Origin of the sequence: Desulfosarcina variabilis str. Montpellier, from assembly GCF_048565275.1 — a bacterium.
Classification (GTDB): domain Bacteria; phylum Desulfobacterota; class Desulfobacteria; order Desulfobacterales; family Desulfosarcinaceae; genus Desulfosarcina; species Desulfosarcina variabilis.
The window spans coordinates 1454273-1472320 of the sequence record NZ_CP159846.1 but is presented as its reverse complement, the minus strand read 5'-3'; the positions used below and the strand labels follow the sequence as shown (position 1 = coordinate 1472320).

At 51.4% G+C, this 18048-nt stretch carries 21 protein-coding genes; 9 read left to right on the top strand and 12 right to left on the bottom strand.

Features of this window, described 5'->3' with window-relative positions:
* Positions 1-18 precede the first annotated feature (18 nt).
* The 5 genes from modA (Dvar_RS06490) to Dvar_RS06470 all read right to left on the bottom strand — a co-directional run bounded on the left by modA (Dvar_RS06490) (position 19) and on the right by Dvar_RS06470 (position 4246).
* Positions 19-795, bottom strand: a complete 777-nt coding sequence (modA, locus tag Dvar_RS06490; RefSeq protein WP_419660892.1) for a molybdate ABC transporter substrate-binding protein — start codon at positions 793-795, stop codon at positions 19-21.
* 41 nt (positions 796-836) lie between these two features.
* Entirely contained in the window at positions 837-1586 is a 750-nt protein-coding gene (locus tag Dvar_RS06485; protein ID WP_419660891.1) for an ABC transporter ATP-binding protein, read from the bottom strand.
* Positions 1583-2380, bottom strand: a complete 798-nt coding sequence (locus Dvar_RS06480) for an ABC transporter permease (RefSeq protein ID WP_419660890.1) — start codon at positions 2378-2380, stop codon at positions 1583-1585. Before Dvar_RS06480 ends, Dvar_RS06485 begins: the two co-directional genes overlap by 4 nt.
* 9 nt (positions 2381-2389) lie before the next feature.
* Entirely contained in the window at positions 2390-3166 is a 777-nt protein-coding gene (gene modA / locus Dvar_RS06475; protein ID WP_419660889.1) for a molybdate ABC transporter substrate-binding protein, read from the bottom strand.
* Positions 3167-3520: 354 nt separating this feature from the next.
* Entirely contained in the window at positions 3521-4246 is a 726-nt protein-coding gene (locus tag Dvar_RS06470; RefSeq protein WP_419660888.1) for a Rossmann-like domain-containing protein, read from the bottom strand.
* Between the two features lie 181 nt (positions 4247-4427).
* Between Dvar_RS06470 and Dvar_RS06465 the strand changes: the two genes are divergently transcribed.
* Positions 4428-5549, top strand: a complete 1122-nt coding sequence (locus tag Dvar_RS06465; protein ID WP_419660887.1) for a substrate-binding domain-containing protein — start codon at positions 4428-4430, stop codon at positions 5547-5549.
* A gap of 71 nt (positions 5550-5620) precedes the next feature.
* On the opposite strand, the gene Dvar_RS06460 is transcribed toward Dvar_RS06465, so the two are convergent.
* Entirely contained in the window at positions 5621-6445 is an 825-nt protein-coding gene (locus tag Dvar_RS06460) for a class I SAM-dependent methyltransferase (protein WP_419660886.1), read from the bottom strand.
* Positions 6446-6656: 211 nt separating this feature from the next.
* Here Dvar_RS06460 and Dvar_RS06455 point away from each other — a divergent pair, with 211 nt between their 5' ends.
* From Dvar_RS06455 to Dvar_RS06445, 3 genes are all read left to right on the top strand, one after another.
* A complete protein-coding gene (locus Dvar_RS06455; RefSeq protein ID WP_419660885.1) occupies positions 6657-7478 on the top strand; it encodes an ABC transporter ATP-binding protein in 822 nt (273 codons plus the stop codon).
* Positions 7479-7503: 25 nt separating this feature from the next.
* Positions 7504-8520, top strand: a complete 1017-nt coding sequence (locus Dvar_RS06450) for a FecCD family ABC transporter permease (protein ID WP_419660884.1) — start codon at positions 7504-7506, stop codon at positions 8518-8520.
* 106 nt (positions 8521-8626) lie between these two features.
* A complete protein-coding gene (locus Dvar_RS06445; protein ID WP_419660883.1) occupies positions 8627-9748 on the top strand; it encodes an ABC transporter substrate-binding protein in 1122 nt (373 codons plus the stop codon).
* A gap of 49 nt (positions 9749-9797) precedes the next feature.
* Here Dvar_RS06445 and Dvar_RS06440 read toward each other — a convergent pair whose 3' ends face one another.
* Entirely contained in the window at positions 9798-10181 is a 384-nt protein-coding gene (locus tag Dvar_RS06440; protein ID WP_419660882.1) for a type II toxin-antitoxin system HipA family toxin, read from the bottom strand.
* A gap of 8 nt (positions 10182-10189) precedes the next feature.
* On the opposite strand from Dvar_RS06440, the gene Dvar_RS06435 reads away from it, so the two are divergent.
* Positions 10190-10549, top strand: coding sequence for a response regulator (locus Dvar_RS06435; RefSeq protein ID WP_419660881.1), 360 nt, complete (start codon positions 10190-10192; stop codon positions 10547-10549).
* A 73-nt stretch (positions 10550-10622) separates the two neighbouring features.
* On the opposite strand, the gene Dvar_RS06430 is transcribed toward Dvar_RS06435, so the two are convergent.
* Positions 10623-11258 (bottom strand): hypothetical protein, encoded by a 636-nt coding sequence (locus Dvar_RS06430; protein WP_419660880.1) that lies wholly within the window; start codon positions 11256-11258, stop codon positions 10623-10625.
* 20 nt (positions 11259-11278) lie between these two features.
* Complete coding sequence (locus Dvar_RS06425; protein WP_419660879.1) at positions 11279-12058, bottom strand: hypothetical protein; 780 nt, start codon at positions 12056-12058, stop codon at positions 11279-11281.
* 468 nt (positions 12059-12526) lie between these two features.
* Between Dvar_RS06425 and Dvar_RS06420 the strand changes: the two genes are divergently transcribed.
* The gene (locus Dvar_RS06420) at positions 12527-13039 is read left to right on the top strand and encodes a putative transposase (RefSeq protein ID WP_419660878.1); all 513 of its coding nucleotides are present in this window, start codon (positions 12527-12529) and stop codon (positions 13037-13039) included.
* 134 nt (positions 13040-13173) lie between these two features.
* Here Dvar_RS06420 and Dvar_RS06415 read toward each other — a convergent pair whose 3' ends face one another.
* Positions 13174-13647, bottom strand: coding sequence for a DUF4124 domain-containing protein (locus tag Dvar_RS06415; protein WP_419660877.1), 474 nt, complete (start codon positions 13645-13647; stop codon positions 13174-13176).
* A 26-nt stretch (positions 13648-13673) separates the two neighbouring features.
* Positions 13674-13817 carry a hypothetical protein gene (locus tag Dvar_RS06410; RefSeq protein WP_419660876.1) on the bottom strand — a complete coding sequence of 48 codons (144 nt, stop codon included), beginning with the start codon at positions 13815-13817 and terminating at the stop codon, positions 13674-13676.
* A gap of 430 nt (positions 13818-14247) precedes the next feature.
* Between Dvar_RS06410 and Dvar_RS06405 the strand changes: the two genes are divergently transcribed.
* Positions 14248-14598 (top strand): type II toxin-antitoxin system RelE/ParE family toxin, encoded by a 351-nt coding sequence (locus Dvar_RS06405; protein ID WP_419660875.1) that lies wholly within the window; start codon positions 14248-14250, stop codon positions 14596-14598.
* Positions 14576-14884: a hypothetical protein gene (locus Dvar_RS06400; protein ID WP_419660874.1), complete on the top strand. Its 309-nt coding sequence runs from the start codon at positions 14576-14578 to the stop codon at positions 14882-14884. The genes Dvar_RS06405 and Dvar_RS06400 overlap by 23 nt, the downstream gene beginning before the upstream one ends.
* 239 nt (positions 14885-15123) lie before the next feature.
* On the opposite strand, the gene Dvar_RS06395 is transcribed toward Dvar_RS06400, so the two are convergent.
* Positions 15124-15588, bottom strand: coding sequence for a class I SAM-dependent methyltransferase (locus Dvar_RS06395; protein WP_419660873.1), 465 nt, complete (start codon positions 15586-15588; stop codon positions 15124-15126).
* Positions 15589-16020: 432 nt separating this feature from the next.
* Here Dvar_RS06395 and Dvar_RS06390 point away from each other — a divergent pair, with 432 nt between their 5' ends.
* Positions 16021-18039: a TonB-dependent receptor plug domain-containing protein gene (locus Dvar_RS06390; protein ID WP_419660872.1), complete on the top strand. Its 2019-nt coding sequence runs from the start codon at positions 16021-16023 to the stop codon at positions 18037-18039.
* Positions 18040-18048 lie beyond the last annotated feature (9 nt).

The following is an 18048-nucleotide window of genomic DNA, read 5'->3' as shown; positions in this document are numbered from 1 at the left end:
ACTCACCATATTCATTGGTCAGCGCACTTCAAATCCATATTTGGCAAAAACCGCCTTGGCTTCGGCCGATTTTAAAAAGTCCAAAAATGCAGCCGCCGCATCCGCCTTGCCGCCGGCCACGGCCGCCACCGGATAAACGATGGGCGGATGGCTGTCGGTGGGAAACATGCCCACCACGCGCACCTTCTTGGAGATAGCCGCGTCCGTGGCGTACACCTGGCCCAGCGGCGCTTCGCCGCGTTCCACCAGCACCAGGGCCGCACGCACATCCTTCATGGGGGCCAGGCGTCCCTGGACCTGATTCCACAGCCCCAGTTTTTCCATGGCCTTTTTGCCGTACATGCCGGCCGGCACATGGTCCGGGTCCCCCATGGAAAGCCGGCCGTCGCTGCCCAACAGGACCGCCACGTCCAGCGCATCGTTGACCTGGACCTTGTCGATGGAACTTTTCAGCGGCGCGATCAATACGATACGGTTCCCCAAAAGATCAAAACGGGTCGCCTTGTCCACGGCATTTTTCTTTTCGAGAAAATCCATCCATTTCTTGTTGGCCGACAGATATACGTCGGCCGGTGCTCCACTGGCAATCTGCTTGGCTAGGGTGGACGATGAGGCAAAAGACGTTTTAATGGGCCCTGCCCCTTTGGCGGCATACAACTCGCCGATGTCCGCGATAGCGTTGGTGGTGGACGCGGCGGCAAAAACGACCACCTCCTGATCCGCAGCAGCCGCCTGAACCGCAAATAATCCCATCACCATCAGTAGCAGGCCGACCATGCACTTGTTCGATTTCATTTTCAACCTTTCTTTGTTGGACGGATTTATCAAACAGGCTCTTACGACCCCATCGCAGGCCATTGCTCACCTTGGACAAAAGGCGCTGCATACGGTTCATCGAAGCGTTTCGACACGGGTATGGCCTCGGTCGAAACAGCCCGTTCCAGTTCATTGGGATTGACGTTCACGGTCAGCCGTCCCTTTTGGATCACCCCGACCCGATCGGCCAGTTGGCGCGCCTCCGTCAAGTTATGGGTAACAAAAAGGGTCGTGATCCGGAAATGGCGCTGATGCGCTTTCAGTTCCGAGCGAAGGTGCTTGGCGTTCTCCGGATCAAGGCTGCTAAACGGTTCGTCAAGGAGCAGAATTCGGGGATCCGTGGCGATGGCCCGCGCCAGGGCCACGCGCTGCTTCTCACCGCCGCTCATCCGAGCCGGATAGCGGTCAGCCAGATCCAAAATGCCGAAACGATCGAGCAACCGGTTGATTTTCAGATTTTCCGCCCGACGGCCGGCTTTCAGGTGAGCCATGGCCAGGGCGAGGTTCTGATAAACGGTCAGATGAGGGAAAAGCAGAAGGTCTTGAAAAAGGTACCCGACCCCACGCTGATGCGGCGGCTGCAGGTCAATGCAATCACCGTTAAAAAAGATGTTTCCGCTGCACGGCAAAAGTCCGGCAATCACCTTGAGCAAGGTGCTTTTGCCGGCCCCTGACGGCCCCAGCAGGACGAACAGTTCACCCTCGTCGATGGTCAGATCAACGCCCTGCAATACGGTATTGGACACTTTTTCAAGACGAATCGTGGTCATCGTTCAGCTTTCATTGCGGTTGGCTCGTCGGAAAACGGTGTGCCGATCCAGCGCATGACCAGCAGTACCAAAAAACCGGTCATGATCAACAACCAGGCACAAACCAGGGCAATGCCCAGTTCACCGCTGGAAATATTCAAAAACACGGCAATCGGCAGGGTTTCGGTTCGAAACCGGGTCGCCCCGGCCACCATCAAGGTGGCGCCGAATTCCCCGACTGCACGCGCCCAGCAAAGCACCACTCCGCTCAAGAGTACAGACCGGGCCATGGGCAAGGAAACACGCAAAAACACCTGGACGGGTTTCAGTCCCAGGGTCTGGGCGGCCTGCTCGTAGCGGGTGTCGATAGCCGCAAACGCCGCGCGGGCGGTACGGGCCATGACCGGTGTGACGATCAGCACCTGGGCCAGAATCGCCCCCCACGGGGTGAACAGCAACTGGATGCCAAACCGATCCAGGGTTTGCCGCACCGGATCACTGCCCAGCAGAAACAAAAGCCCCACGCCGGCCACCAGGGGGGTCATGGTCATGGGCAAGTCAATCAGCGTGTCCACCACGATCTTGCCTTTGAATTGCTGCCGCGCCAGGAAATGACCGGCCGGCACCCCCAACAGTACGGCAATCAGAGTCGCCGCGCCGGAGGTGAAAAGGGTCAGGCGCAGCGCAAAAACGATCTCCTCCGAAGCCAGGGTAGTCAGAATGCTGGACGCAGGCAGATGGACAAACAGACCGACAAGTACCCCGACAATCAGAAAAATCAGGAGCCCCGTGGGCAGCAGGCAAAGACAGCGCATGGCTTAAAATTACAACTCGTCCAGGGGCAAAAAGCCGAATTGATTGAAAACGGCCACAGCGGGATCTGAGCTGAGATGCTCTGCCAATTGCCCGGCTAATTCCGAATCCGCTGCACTCGTTAAAACGGCGGCGGCAATCACCTCGGCCTGGAAATACTCCACCGGAATGGACACCATGGTGATCGTCTCCTTGTTTTGAAACGCATCCGTGCGCCCGATAATGGCCGCGTCCACGACGCCCTGGCTGACATACAGAGCCAGTTGTTTGATCGTGGCGCCGTAAACGGTAACATTTTTCAAAATGGCATCCTTAATTCCCGAGTTTTCACAAATCGTCATTGCCGTGCGGCCGAATGCCATGGCCTTGGGATCCCCCATGGCCAGACGGATGCCCGGTTGGGCCATGTCTTTAAATGTTTTGATCCGCCCGGCCTGCTTGGCATTTACGCCGATGACCGGAGTATGCTGGACGATGGGCCGGTAGGTCTGAACCTTACCGTCTGTTTGCAGCTTCTGGATGTAAAACAAGGATCCGGGAATAAACAGGTCGCCCGTACCAGCGGCCTCGATGCGGGCCAACAGCTGGCCGGCGCCGCCATAGTCGATAAATACCCGATGGCCGGTCTGGGTTTCGAATGTCTTGACCAGCTGGTCGACCGGCTGCCTTAAGCCCGCACCGGCAAATATATGCAGCTGTGCGGCGATCGCACTTGGGTTAAAAAACAAAACCCCACCCAACACCACCCCGACGATCATCAGACTCCACTTGAATTTGCGCATTTCCATCTCCATTTTCTCCGCAGTCATACAAACTCAACAGCACAGTGAACAGAGGGGAGCGAAAAATCTTTCGCCCTTGGGAGCCTGTAGTCTCAGGGCGAAAGCGTTTCGCCCCTACAGTGCCACTGTTCAAAAACTACACCGCATCAATTAACATCAGCGTTTACCAGGCCGACGGCGGGAAGCGGTTGCTGGCAAGGCCAGAGCCCCCTTGTCGATGCTTAAGATGGTAGCTTGCTTCCGATTTCGAGGCGGACGGCGCGTTCCAACCGGAGGAATATATGAAATATTTTGAGGATTGGAATGCGACGCCCAACGCTGAAATGGGGAGCAAGATGCCGTCTTAAGCGTAGACACCCATTACGTGCTTTTGGCGCAGAACCTCTCCCACCCCATCAAATGCGCCGCCCCGGCAATGGTGGTGCCGTAAAAAATCACCGGCTTGTCACCCACAAAAGCCGGCAGGGTGCCATTGACGATCGTGGTTCCCGTGACCACCAGCAGGTCGGCCCAGTCTACGGCTGCGGATGTGTTGTCCGGCGATTCAATTTCGGCGCCATACTTTTTGCTGCCGATGTTGTCCGGGTCCATATCCAGGACCCGGACAGGGAAACGGGCGGACAGGCTTTCGACCATACGCGGTTGAAGCCCGACCTGGGCGATTTTCACCTCACCGTAGCGGCTGGCGATATGTTCGGCCAGGGCCTCGGCGCAGGTTTTCGGCTCCTCGTCCTTACAGTGCACGGTCCCGTCGATCCGCCCGAGATGCCGCAGGGCGGCATTCATGGCAGCTACAAAGATCGCCCGGCGGTAGTTGTTGGTCAGGGGCGCGGTGATAATGCTTTCCAGTGTTCCCTCGTAATCACCGAATTGATCGGTAAACGCCTGGCCAAACGATCCCCGAATGTCCGCCTGCATCAGGCGCTCCTTACCTTTCTGAATGGGAAAATCGTCGTCCTCGGGGTTGCCGATAGCCTCTTCCACACTCAAGGCGCGGGCCTTGACGGTCACGGTTTCGTTCATCAGGCCGTGCTCGCTCATCAATGCAGACGCTTTCTGTTTCAACGCATCGTAAATGTCAGTCATGTTTGCACTACTCCGTTCGTATGTTTCAAGCGTTAAATCGCCATATAAACCAGAAGGTTCCATCACCTTTCAAATGTCGTCTATAAGCGCTATTTGACCTGAACTCATTGCATATGCTATAGGATAGGTCAACATTTTTTTTGGTTCACCGGAAAGTGAATAATCTTATTAGGAGTCGCCAATGGCCCGTAAAGACGACAGTGTGACTTGCCACGTCAAGGAATTCCGCCTGAAAAAAGGGTGGTCCCAGCAGGAACTGGCCGAAGCCATCGACGTTAGACGACAGGCCATTTACGATATTGAATCCGGCCGCTACCTGCCCAACACCGCCATCGCCCTGCGCCTGGCGCGGGTGTTCAGCTGCCGGGTGGAAGACCTGTTTGTCGAAAAATCGCCACCAGCCATCGAGCCCGTGCATATCGTCAATGGATCGGGCGAACCATCGTCCCGGCTGGCACTGGGAAGGGTTCGCGATCGACTGGTGGGTCTGCCGCTCCAAGGCGCGGAATCCATTCCCTTCGGCCTGCGGGCGGCAGACGGCCTGCTCAACCCGGACAAAAAAAGCGCCTTTATCCTGAGCCCAGCTGCTAACCTTGAAAAAACAATCATCCTGATGGGGTGTGATCCGGCCTTTGAAATTTTGAGCCATCATGTAAGCCGCGTGGCGCCCGAGGCACGGGTTTACTGCCGGTTTGCCTCCAGCCATCGCGCCCTGAACGCTCTGGCCGACAGCGTGACCCACGTGGCCGGCACCCACCTGCACAATACGGGTGACAAAGAATCGAATGTCATGGTGGCCAAGCAGAAGCTGTCCGGTGTGAGTAGCAATGTGCTGGGGTTTTCGCTTTTAGAGGAGGGGCTGATGGTCGCCAAGGGCAATCCACTAGGCATCCGCACCGTCGCCGATCTGGCTCAGCCCATGGTGCGATTTATCAACCGGGAAGCAGGCGCTGCATTGCGGGTACTGCTGGATGATCATCTGCAGCAGGCCGGCATCGACGGCACCATCATCAACGGCTACCAAAACGAAGTCAAATCCCATCGCGAGGGCGCTTTCCGCATCGCCTGTAACGTGGCTGACGCCGCCCTGGGGCTAAGGGCCATTGCCGAGGCGTATGGGCTGGGGTTCGTGCCCATCACCGCGGCCCGCTGTGATTTGGTCATTCCCAAGGATTTTTCCAGTCATCCAACAATCAAAGTCCTCATGGATGTCCTGCAGTCCGCCCTGCTGAGAAAAGAAATCGATTCGATCCCCGGATACGAGGGCGGCAACATTACCGGCAAACTGATTGCCGAATTGTAATGTTCTCTGATCGGTCCGCCAGGCAGGGCGATTCTTTCGTGGTGCCCCGTCCGGCGCTGTTATTTTTTTTATCAGCCTGCCGGATTATCTTCCGTGTCCCACCACACCACCGCCCAGCGCACGATCCGGCCATAGGGCAGCGTCCAACTGCCGTTTTCTTTCACCAGGGTGCGGGTCAGATATTCTCTTAAACGATCCTCCTCGGCGGCTGTCATCCCATCCAGCATCCAGCGCATGCTGTTTACGGCATCCTCCACATCGCGGTAGGCTTTGTGCTGGCGGTTACAGATAAAGGTGACGTTGGCAAAGATTCCCATCTGACGCAAAAGATTGACCAGCACGATGTAATCGGTACCGGCGCTGAAGGTCCGGCCCGCGGCCTCGAAGATCCGGCGGTCATGAGGACCGTCTCCGACCATGGCCGAAAGCACCACCCGCCGGCAGGCATGGCGCTGAAGCTTTTCAATGGTGCCCTTAAGATCATCCACAATCAGGGACCGGGAGGCAATGGCCACGTCGTGCACGCCAATGTTCAGGGCATCCCAGTCATCCTCCCATCGCCCGTCAACGATTCGGATATTATCAATCCCCTCTTCCTGGCAACGCATTTCCAGCAGCTCGCGCATCCGGGCGGACGGGTCCATGGCGGTCACCCCTTTCACCCAGGGCGCCATGGGCACCGCCAGCGTACCGGCGGCACTGCCGACGTCGAGTATGCACCACTCGGGCTGCGGCTTCAGGATAGCCATGAACTGATTGACATAATCGCTGGTTTTGACGTGCCTGGCGAACTCCGGCGCCCGCTTGTCCCAGAAGGCGGGATCGCGCGCCGGCTTGAACCGTCGGTCATGGTTTGTGCGCCACAGGGCGTTCCAATCGATATTCGGCAGCTGCATACTTTATCCTATGGTAATGAAATAACAAATTATTATTTTTAACGTCAATTGTATTGTTTGGAATATACCCATTCAATTCGAAAGTCAATGTACAAGCTTGCCAGTAAAAGGAATGTCGATTATCGCTTGATTCCAGATGATAAAAAAGGTAAGTTTTTTCCTCACGACTTTTTACTATTTTAAAATACATTTATATAAGGATATTGATCTTATGGAAACACTGACGGTTGAAGACCTCAGCTTTGACTACGAGACCCTGCCGGTACTGCGCGATATCGATTTTTCCGTTGCGCCCGGAACCATTTGCGGCCTGCTTGGCCCCAATGGCTCGGGCAAGAGCACCTTGTTCAAATGCATCAACGGCCTGTTGAAACCCAGGCAGGGCCACGTGCGCATCGGCGGGCAACGCATCGCCCAGCTTTCCCGGCGCACCATTGCCGGCATCATGGCCGTCGTGCCTCAGCAGACCACCGTGGCTTTCGCCTTCTCGGCCCTGCAGATGGTTCTCATGGGACGGGCATCCCGGGTGGGCGCAATGGGTCGGCCGTCGGGGGCGGATGCCCGCGATGCCGCCGGCGTGTTAAGCGACCTTGGCATCCCCCACCTGAAAAACCGCCCCTTCAACGCCCTCTCCGGCGGCGAACGCCAGATCGTGCTGCTGGCCCGGGCGCTTTTTCAAAATCCATCCATCCTGCTGTTGGATGAACCCACTGCCCATCTGGATTTCAAAAACCAGTATCGTGTCATGGATATCGTTCAGAAGATGACCCGACGCCACCATCTCACCACCCTGATCACCCTGCATGATCCCAACCTGGCGGTACGCTATTGCAGCCAGCTGGTCATGCTCAAACAAGGCCGGGTGCACCGCCAGGGCACCACCGCCGACGTATTTGAACAGCAGGCCATCGAGGCCCTGTACGACATGAACGTCTCCATCCAAAACGGCGACCGCGGGCAATGGTTCGTCATGCCGGGAATGGTACAGACGCCTCTTTCTGATATCGGCGGCCGGCAGTACGCCGTTCAATGATGCTCAAACCGGAATGCTTCGTACCATGATCAAAACCAGGATAACCTTCAGTTTGGCTTTTCTTGCCCTTGTTTCTACCGTCCTTACCGCCGCGGCGGTGGGGAAATACCCCATTGATCTGGCCACGTTCGGCCAACTGATCGCGTCGCTGTTTGACCCCGGAGAAATCGCCGGCCGCCTGGATGCACCGGCCCTGGTACTCTGGACGGTTCGCCTGCCCCGCATCCTGATGGCAATTCTCACCGGCGCGGCACTGTCTGTTTCCGGTGTGGTGTTTCAGTCCCTGTTTAAAAATCCGCTGGTCTCCCCGTCCATTCTGGGGGTCACGGCCGGCGCCAATTTCGGGGCCGCAATAGCCATGCTATGGGTCGGCGGCAGCGCGACCCTGCTTCAGGGCTCGGCTTTTGTCTGGGGCCTGATCGCGGTGGCCCTGGCCTGCCAGATCGGTCGACACGGCGACAGTTCCCCCACCACCCTGGTGCTGGCCGGGGTGATTATTTCGGCCCTGTTCATGGCCGGTCTGTCCTACATCAAGTGTAAGGCGGATCCGTTGGGCCAGCTTCCGGCAATTGTCTTCTGGACCATGGGCAGCTTTACAAGTGTGGCCTGGAATGACGCCGTCTGGGGTATGGGGTTGATCCTGCCCGGACTGGTCCTGACCCATTTTCTGCGCTGGGGGCTCAATCCCATGGCCCTGGGTGAAGAGGAGGCCCTTTCCCTGGGGATCGACGTCCCCTTGAGGCGGGCGGCCCACATTATCATTGCCACGCTGATGGTGGCGGCCGCTACGGCGGCCTGCGGCAGCATCGGCTGGGTAGGGCTGGTCATCCCGCACATGGCCAGAATGATCATCGGTGCCGACCACGATGTGCTGGTCCCTTTTGCCGCCCTTCTGGGCGGTCTGTTCATGCTCTGCATGGACACCCTGGCCCGGATCCTGCCAGGTGGGGAAATTCCGGTGGGCATTCTCACCGCCATCGTCGGTGCGCCGTGTTTCGGCTACCTGTTGCTGCGCAACCGGCGCAGTCCGTGGGGAGAGTAGCGGATTTGGAGGCAAGGATTGCGTAGCCGCCGTGTAGGGGCGAAAAATTTTTCGCCCCTACGATAAGACCGAAATTTTTTCGATATCAATCCACAGGACTGTTCAAATGAATGTTGCAACGGCATATAGGCAAACCAAAAGCAGACGCGCGCTTCTCCTGATATTTCTTTTCTTTTTTCTTTTCACTTTCAATGCAGGTTTATCCGTCGCCCCTTCACACGCCGAGGATGAAGCCGGCCAGCCAGCCACACGCACGATTGTAGACCGCATGGGAAGAACGGTTCGCATCCCGGCAGAGCCCAAGCGCGTGGCCTGTCTTTTCGGCCCCAGCTATGAAAAGCTCTTCGCCCTGGGGGCCGCGGACCGGGTCGGTCTGGTGACCAACTTCATGCCGCCCTGGAACTATAGAGTAAATCCGGCCCTGAAACAGACGCCGGTCATCGACAACTACGCCGCCCCCAGCGTTGAACAACTGCTGTCGCTGGGCATCGATCTGGTCATCTACCATCCTTTTGCCAAACAGATCCAGCGCATGAGCCAGTCCGGCCTCCCGGTGGTGGTCCCCTACGACGGCAGCCAGCGCCCCAAAACGCTCGATGGTTTTTTCGACGACTATTACGCGCAGATCCGCTTTTATGGCGAAATCCTTGGCGGACAGGCAAAAACGACCGCCGATGCATACTGCCGCTACATGCAAAAAAAAATCGAACCGGTCCTTTCCGTCACCCGGAAAATACCTGTGACCCGGCGCCCAAAGGTGTTCTATGTATGCGGACGCATTGACGGACTGTCCAACACCCAGTCGCGCTTCTCCACCGCCGACTGGTTGGTGACGGCGGCCGGTGGCAGCATGCTGACCCATGACGATGCCGCCTACTTTGTCACCGTCACCACCGAGGAATTGATCGCCTGGAACCCTGCCATCATCATCGTCAGCACGGCGCCGTCAACGGACGCGATTACCGCTGATCCTCGGTTGCGAAGCCTTGCCGCAATCAGGGACAAGCGCGTCGTCATGAGCCCACAGGGCCTGTTTTACTGGAGCCATTTCAGCAGCGAGTCGTTTCTGTGCATCCTGTTTCTGGCCAAGCAGATCCACCCCGAGCGGTTTGCGCATATTGACCTGATAAAGGAGCTCAAGACCTACTACCATACCTTTTACCACTATTTGCTGACGGACGACGAGGCCCGGCGGATATTGAGCCATCTTCCACCGGAAGAATCCTGAGAAGGCGTCGACCATGAGTTATAAGGCATCGCGTGGAATAGGCAGGTGATCAGCCAAACGACGCCAGCCGCAAAGTGGCGTATATCTGATCGCGCCAGGCCGGCGCCACCCCGGCGGCATCGGCATAATCCGGCCAGCGGGCCACGACGCGCTGCACCTCGTCAATCATCGCCTCGGCACGCCCGCGCTTGAGCATGGCCGTCTTGGCGCAGGCCTTGAAATCCGCGAGCGTGAAGCCGTCGCGCTTGCCGTTGAGGGTCATCTGGTGGCGGGCCGTCCATACGCCCTCGCGGTTGAAGCTGTAGGTCACGTCAAAGGCCGGCGACAGGGACCAGGTGCCGTCGGGCGTCATCAAAAAGGCGATATTCTTTACATGCTCATCCTGGTGGCGGGCCACGATGTTGAAAACCATGCGCCGAAACTGCTCTTCCACTCTCGTGCGTGGTGGATGATCAGATGGACCAGAGGACGATCGCCTGTGCTTTCTTGAACAGGCTGGGTTACCAGGCAAAGGCCGTTTCCAGCGGCGAGGAGATCGTGGACTATGTGAAGGCCCACCCGATGGATCTTCTGCTGCTTGACATGACCATGGATCCGGGCATCAACGGTCGGCAGACCTACAAGCGAATCGTAAAATTTTATCCGGAGCAGCGAGCCGTCATCGCAAGCGGCTATTGTCTCACCGAAGATGCGAAAGCAGCCCAGGACCTGGGTCCCGGTAGCTACATCAAAAAGCCCTATACACTCCAAACTCTCGGAAAGGAACTGGAGGGGATAAGGCCGTTTTTAAAGGCACACTAACACTAAACGCTACATGGGGTTTTGCGGCCTGATCCTGCTAATCCATTGAAGGGTTTGGTTAGATGCGTTTCAATCATTTGGCCTCTGAAATTTTATTAACAAGCAATGATTTAAATTTTTCAATATTTTCTGAACACACATCAATTGTAGCATCAACAGCTTGGCTCATCGAAAAGCATCCTTTTCTTTGTTCATCCTCAATTTTTACTGATATATCAAATGGCCTCTGATCCGATTCTCCTTTTAACGTAACTAATTTAACATCAATCACCGTTGAAATGGTAACATATGCCAACCCTTTACTCCTGCCTTCCACCCAGAATTCATTGATTATTGGCTTTATGATTGTCACATTGTAGTTTTCGTTGTTGTTGTTTTCAATCATTATTTCAGAATCATATCCGCAAGCTGACAAAGCGTTGACTATGATATCTGCAACGACGGAATTAAAATTATTCTTGGAAGTAAGTATATTGTTATACATTCCTCTATCGGTAAGGTATCCCCACGTTCTGTCAAAGTTTGGTATATTCATATCATTTTTTCTATTATCTTCTGCAAGTACAACTAAAATTATACCGTAGCGTTTTTTGGAGATAAAAACATCTAATGCTGGATCTATTTCATGAACGATATATGTAGTTGAGCAGTTGATAAAAAGAATGCATATAAAAACACTGAATAAAATCATAATTTTTGAAAATTTCATTGCTGACAATCTCCTTTTTATCATTGCTTAAATAATATAGATAGGACATCAATAAATGACTTACTGTTTTTTGAAAAATCAGATGATTTAGTATAAAAAGAATCGACTGCTGAATTAGGTCTTACAAACTTTGTGAAGTTATATTTTATTTGACAGTGTCCACTATTAATATCAAATATCGAAGACTGGTAAGTAAAAGCTGAATATTTTACCATTTCACTGTCCCAACGGGCACTATACATTATATAGGGTCCAATTGGAATTATCATTGGTATCACATTCTCTGCCTGCACTTCACCTTTTTCACCAATACTATAATAGAATATTATTATTTTTTTTAAATCGCTGTTTTTTTTGAGCCATGACAATAGTTCTTTTACAGTCAATCTTTTATTCTTTTTAACATATGATTGGAAGGTAATATTGTCTTTTATATCGATAAAGATAAAAGTAAAATTATTTGATAGAAAAAATTGAAACTTTTCTCTAATTTTTTTGTCGAATATAATATGGCCTTTGCTCTGGTGATAATCTAAAAATACATATTCTAATACGTTTTCTTCATCAATGAAAAAAGGTTGGTTGATTTGCAAAATAAAATCATAAGATGCCATTAAAAAACCAATTTTATCCGTTTTATCGATACTTCCAATATTGCTTTGATCAATAAAATGATTGCTTTCAATCGTTTCAAATTTTTTTTCGATTTTGTGACCAACACAACTAAAAACAGGAAAAGATAGAAGACAAAGTATCCATAAAAATCCACCAATAGTATTTTTTGTAATTTCCTTTTTCATTTTCATCAAACCCAAATTATGTTGTTACTGAAATATCACCTTCCAAATTTGAAACCCTTTCGGGAATACCGATCCAACCGTATTGATGGATTCAGGTAGCTTACCTCATGGACGACCATAGTGAATTCTTCTTTGGATCTCGCGGCAAGCTCGACAATCGCCCATATTACGTAGTGACCAGTCCAAGAATTAACAATAAATCGCTGGAGACTTCAGAATGATTGGAACGTAGAAACGAAACAAAAAATTTTGATTTTCAGCAAAACGCCTAATTGCGATGCAAACCAGAAAAGGCAAGTATTCTAAGAATCACACGAACATGATGGTAGATTTGTATATCTATCAGTGATGAATAACTTGTCAAGATATATTCAATAAAGAATCAGGGCAAACGCATTTATAAATCATCCTGCCAAGATCTTCGATAGGTAATTGTCGTCCCAACCGGCTCTGAGCCGTTTACACTTGATGCTCTTTTTCAAGGATGTTTCCCTTTTTATATTGTATAATTCAAGACCATCAATCCGTAACGTTTTTTTGGCTCATACAACCATTACATCCATCGCAGTTGATCCTTGCCGAATTTCAGAGAACTTGGAAACGCTTAAGGCGCAATTGAAACAGACGCCAAAACTCATCACCTGGGGCGAACTGGAGGACAAGTTCAATCGGCTGCTTCCGGGACGCAAGCGATTGATGGACACCGTGCGCATTATCGCCTATCGTTCGGAAACAGCCATTGCGGCAATGCTGCTTGAACCAAAAGTGGATATGCCTGATGCCAGGCGCCTGCTGCAAGGGCTTTTCTTTACCGACGCCGACCTATTCGATATGAAAAACAACCGCTTACGTGTACGGATTCACAATGCCTCGACGCCGGCGGACAATCGATCGGTATTAAAAGCGAGGTTATTGCCACCAGATGAAGCTATCTTAGTACATAATATCATTTATTTACATATGATTATCAAACCAAGTTAACCCAAAGATATTAAATAGAATATGCGAAAAAGATATGGGTATTTACGCGCAATATCGCAGTTCTCAGGGGCAAAAAAGCCCTTTTACGTAAAAACTTGATCATTGAGATCTATGAGTTCAACTTTGACGCCATCTTATCGGCTTTTGGCACTTTCAAGTAATGATTGATAATCTGCAACCTTTTTTTTGTAAAAACGTATGTTTTCTTGATGTTCATTTAAATCACTATAGCTTTCGCGTTCTACATCACGCAATTTTTGCTTATAATAATCGACTTCTCGTTGAAGATCTTTTATCTTCCTTGAATTTCTTTCTGTGCGATCAGTATTCTTATAAGATGATTTATTACTCAGTTTTCTTTTTACGTTATTGATATCATCCGAAATGGCATCATTTCTATAGCTGTTGAGAACCTCGTTTAAATTTCCGGATGAGGTTTGAATTGAATGATTGCTTTTAGCTTCTGCTTTGGTTTCTACTTCACCATTGGCCGGGGGTAACGTATTAGAAAAATGAGTCACGCCATTTTCATCCACCCATTTATATAATTCGGCATTTGCTTGATTGATCCAAAAAGCAATTAATAAAACAATGATTGTTGATTTCATGAGCATCCCTTTTAAATTTGATTCGATTATTCAATGGCCCTGGTTAGTGTTTCTTTTGAATATGCTGCCGGATAGCCTTCTTTTGTGTATTTGATGGGAACGGCAAAAGAGACGTTTACAAATAATAGCAAGGTAACAACAACAGTTGTTACAGCGAAAAATGTTTTCATAAAACCACCTTTCATAGATGTTTTATTTTGTTGATGATGATATCAAATATAAAATAAAAAAGTCGGAAGTTATGAAATCAGGCGGTGATGGAGAGTGAATCAGATGAAGATAAATCGGCGGATATTGGATATAGGAAATTAGTTTTCGATGGAGCGTATTCGTTCTTTAATTTCGCGGAGAACATCTTAATTGAAATGGATCATGTTGTTCCAAACTTCAGTTTTTTCTGTTTATTTCCGATACAATTTTTGTCTTATAAGTTTTTTTCCTTTATCAGTATATTTGTGATTGTTCTCGGAGTGGTATCGGCAGGACAAATAATCATCTTGAGCAAAAAATGGCTATTTGTGATAGGAATAGGTTTTGGGAGATGGGATTAACTGATCGGATTAGGATTGACAATTGGTAACATAATCGTTACCAATACGCATGACATTCAAAATCATTGAATATTATAATGACGCTGATCGGAACCTGTTTCGTGAATGGTTTTTCGGCTTGAACGCCAGGGCTGCCGCCAAGGTTACAACGGCAATTGCCCGTCTTGAAAACGGCAACACTTCGAACGCCAAAAGCGTGGGAAGCGGCGTTTATGAATACAAAATCAATTTCGGTCCCGGTTACCGGGTATATGTCGCTTATGACGGCAAGAACATCATCCTTTTATTGGCTGGTGGGAGCAACCAGTGGCAATCCAAAAACATCGAACAGCCAAAGCCCGATGGGCCGATCACAAGGTCAGAAAGTAGAGATTATCATGGTATCAACCCGAGAATTTAAAGAAACCGTACAATTGCGGGTGAAACAAGATCCAGAGTATCGCAAGGAACTTATTATCGAGGCAACAAACGCTTTTCTCGATGATGATGTAAGCAAAGGCAAAACAATGCTCAGGGATTATCTTAACGCCACTGAAGCACTGCCAGACATTGCCCGTGAATTGGGCCTGGATGAAAAGAGCATTCGTCGCATGATCGGTCCCCGTGACAACCCGACCCTGAACAATTTTATCAATCTGTTAGGTGCGTGCAAACGGCGTGAAAACTTGGAGTTGAAGGTTGCATGATGTATAGCTAAAACACCTTTTACCACTGCTCGCTGACAGACGACGAGGCCCGGCGTATCTTGAGCCATCTTCCAACGCAATCCTGATCACCTGTTTGCGAGATCGATTACTTCCTCATGACGACCCACATGCCGATGTCGTCGTTCTGCAAAACCTAACCCGACTCTATACCCGCGGTTGCCAGGGCATCTTTAAAACGGTCATGAGACGCCTGGTCCAGGTTGCGGCGCACCCTGTTTTTAAAATGATCGGTGCCATTGTTGAAGGAACGCATGGTGATCTCGATGGATTCCAGCAGCGCTTTCGATCCGAACCCACCACCGATATAGGCCCATCCCTGGGGAGCCAGCACTCGGTAGATTTCCCGCAATGCTGCCGGAATATCTTCCCAGAACCAGATCGCCCCCCCGGCTGACGGCCAGATTCACGGATTCGTCAGCAAGATCAATGGCCCTCACATCCCCCTGGATCGTATTGGCCCGCATGCCAAGATCACTGGCCGTAATTTTCTCCCGGGTGATCTCCAGCATGTCCGCAGACAGATCGAAGAAGTGGATGTACAGCTCGGTCATCTCGGCCAGAGCGACTCCCAGATAGCCCGAACCGCAGCCCACATCCAGACAGGTGCCCTGGGTGACGTCGGTGTGACCAATCACCTGACGGGCCACCAGGGGATAAACCGGTGCGAAGACAGTACTGGCCACTTGGTCGAATTGGGTAGCGCTTCTATATATGACGTTTTATAAAATTATTTTATGGTTTTTATTTACAGTATTGTCGTTCTCTATCCGAATTTTGTCAATTTCGTCGACATTTTTGAAGACCGCCATCCGCAAAGCGGCCAGGGACTATTCCAATATACTGTAATTATTTATTATCACAGATATTACCAGTAGACATCATTATCTGCCCCAGCATATTTAATCCTCTTTAAAAGCGAATGTCGGCACATCTTTTTGACGTTTTTAAAAATTATTTGACTTTTTCAACGTCTATACGATATTGGCGATACTGTTTGTAACTTATTTATTACGTCTCCTAATTACATTTCGGTGCATACGGTAACCGTATAAGCGATCTGGCAGGTTCATGCCTCACCATGATGGATGCGTAGAGAAAGAAAGAGGAAGATGAAAATGAAGAGGAGAAAGCTGAGTTGGAATTGGATTGTACTGTTAATCATTCTTGTCGCGACGGCCATGCCGGTCGAAGCGGAAGAGACAACAATCGACGATGATGACAATGCCGGCGTATTTACCCTGGGCGAAGTGGTGGTCAGTGCCGAGGGAGAATCCCAGATGGGCAGCGTGGACCGGGTGGATGAAGAGATGCTGCGCGAGTTCAACCGGGATGATCTGACCGAGGCCCTGGACCTGATGCCCGGAGTGACGGTGTCCCGTACCGCCGCCCGCAACGAGCGCACCGTGTTCGTGCGCGGTCTGGATGTCAAGCATGTGCCGCTGTTCATGGACGGAATTCCCATCTATGTGATGTACGACGGCTATTCCGATTTCGGCCGTTTCACCACCTTTGACGTTTCTCAGATCGAGGTATCCAAGGGCGCAGCCTCGGTCCTTTACGGGTTCAATACCATGGGCGGGGCCATCAATGTGGTTACCAAACGCCCCGAGAAACCCTTTGAAGCCAATGCGGGTGTCGGTCTGGCCAGCGGTGACACCACCAAGGCCTACGCCAACATCGGCAGCAGTATGGGCAAATGGTATTTCCAGGGCGGTGCCAGCTATCTGGATCGCGATTACTACAACCTCTCCGATGACTTTGAGCCCACTGAAACCGAAGATGGCGACAAACGCGACAACTCCTACATCACCGATAAAAAAATCAGTTTCAAAATCGGCTTCCGGCCCACGGACGATGACGAATATGCCGTCAGCTACAGCAAACAGGAGGCGGAAAAGGGAAACCCGGTGTACACCGGATATGATGACACCCAGCGCATTCGCTACTGGCAGTGGCCTCAGTGGGACAAGGAGAGTTACTATTTCAATTCCAAAACGGGAATAGGCGATAAAAGCTATATAAAAACAAGAGTTTATTACGACAAGTACGACAACTCGCTTTTCTCCTATGATGATGATACCTACTCATCCCAGACCTATCGATCGGCGTTCAAAAGCTGGTATAACGACGATACTTATGGCGGGTCCCTGGAACTCGGCACCACGTTAATCGGTCGCAACAACCTCAAGGCTGCGCTGCACTATAAACGCGACCGGCACAAGGAGCATGACAATGACGAACCCAAACGCACCTTCCGGGACGAGTACTACTCCGTCGCCGTTGAGGACACCATTGGGCTGACCGAAAAACTCTCCACACGGGTGGGTGCCAGCTATGACTGGCAAAAAGCCCTGGAAGCCGAGGACTACGACAGTGACACCGGGATCATTTCCGATTTTTCGACCAAGGATGCCTCGGCGTTCAATCCCCAGGCCGGATTGTTCTACGATTTCTCGGATGCCAGTTCCGCCTATCTGACCGTCGCGCGCAAGAGCCGTTTTGCGACATTGAAAGACCGCTATTCCTACCGCTTCGGCACCACCTTGCCCAATGCGGATCTGGATCCTGAAATCGCCATCAATTATGATCTCGGGTTCGAGAAGAAATCGGACCGGGTCAGTTTCAGCGGCGCCCTGTTCTTCAGCGACATCGAGGACTACATCCAGTTCGCCACCATCCCGGATCCGGACGATTCCACGGCCACCATCCAGCAGAACCAGAATATCGGCGAAGTGGAGATCTACGGCGTCGAGGCCAGCCTGGTCGCCCGCCTCACCGACAGCCTGCGCGGCGGCATCAACTACACCTATACGAAATGGGACAACCGCAGCAACGACGACAAGGTCACCGGTATTCCCGAGCATAAATTCGTTGCCTATGTCATTTACTCGTTGTTCAACCGGCTGGATCTCTCAGCGGATTCAACCACCTATTCCGGCCAGTACAGCTCTTCCGACGGTGTGCGTGAAACCGACAGCTATACCGTGGTCAATGCCAAGGCAGCGGTTTCGCTGATCAAGGGGCTGTCCGTCGAGGCCGGTGCCAACAACCTTCTGGACGAGAACTACGAGATTGATGAAGGTTATCCCGAGGAAGGGATCAATTATTTTGCCAATCTGACTTACAAGTTCTAACGGTAATTC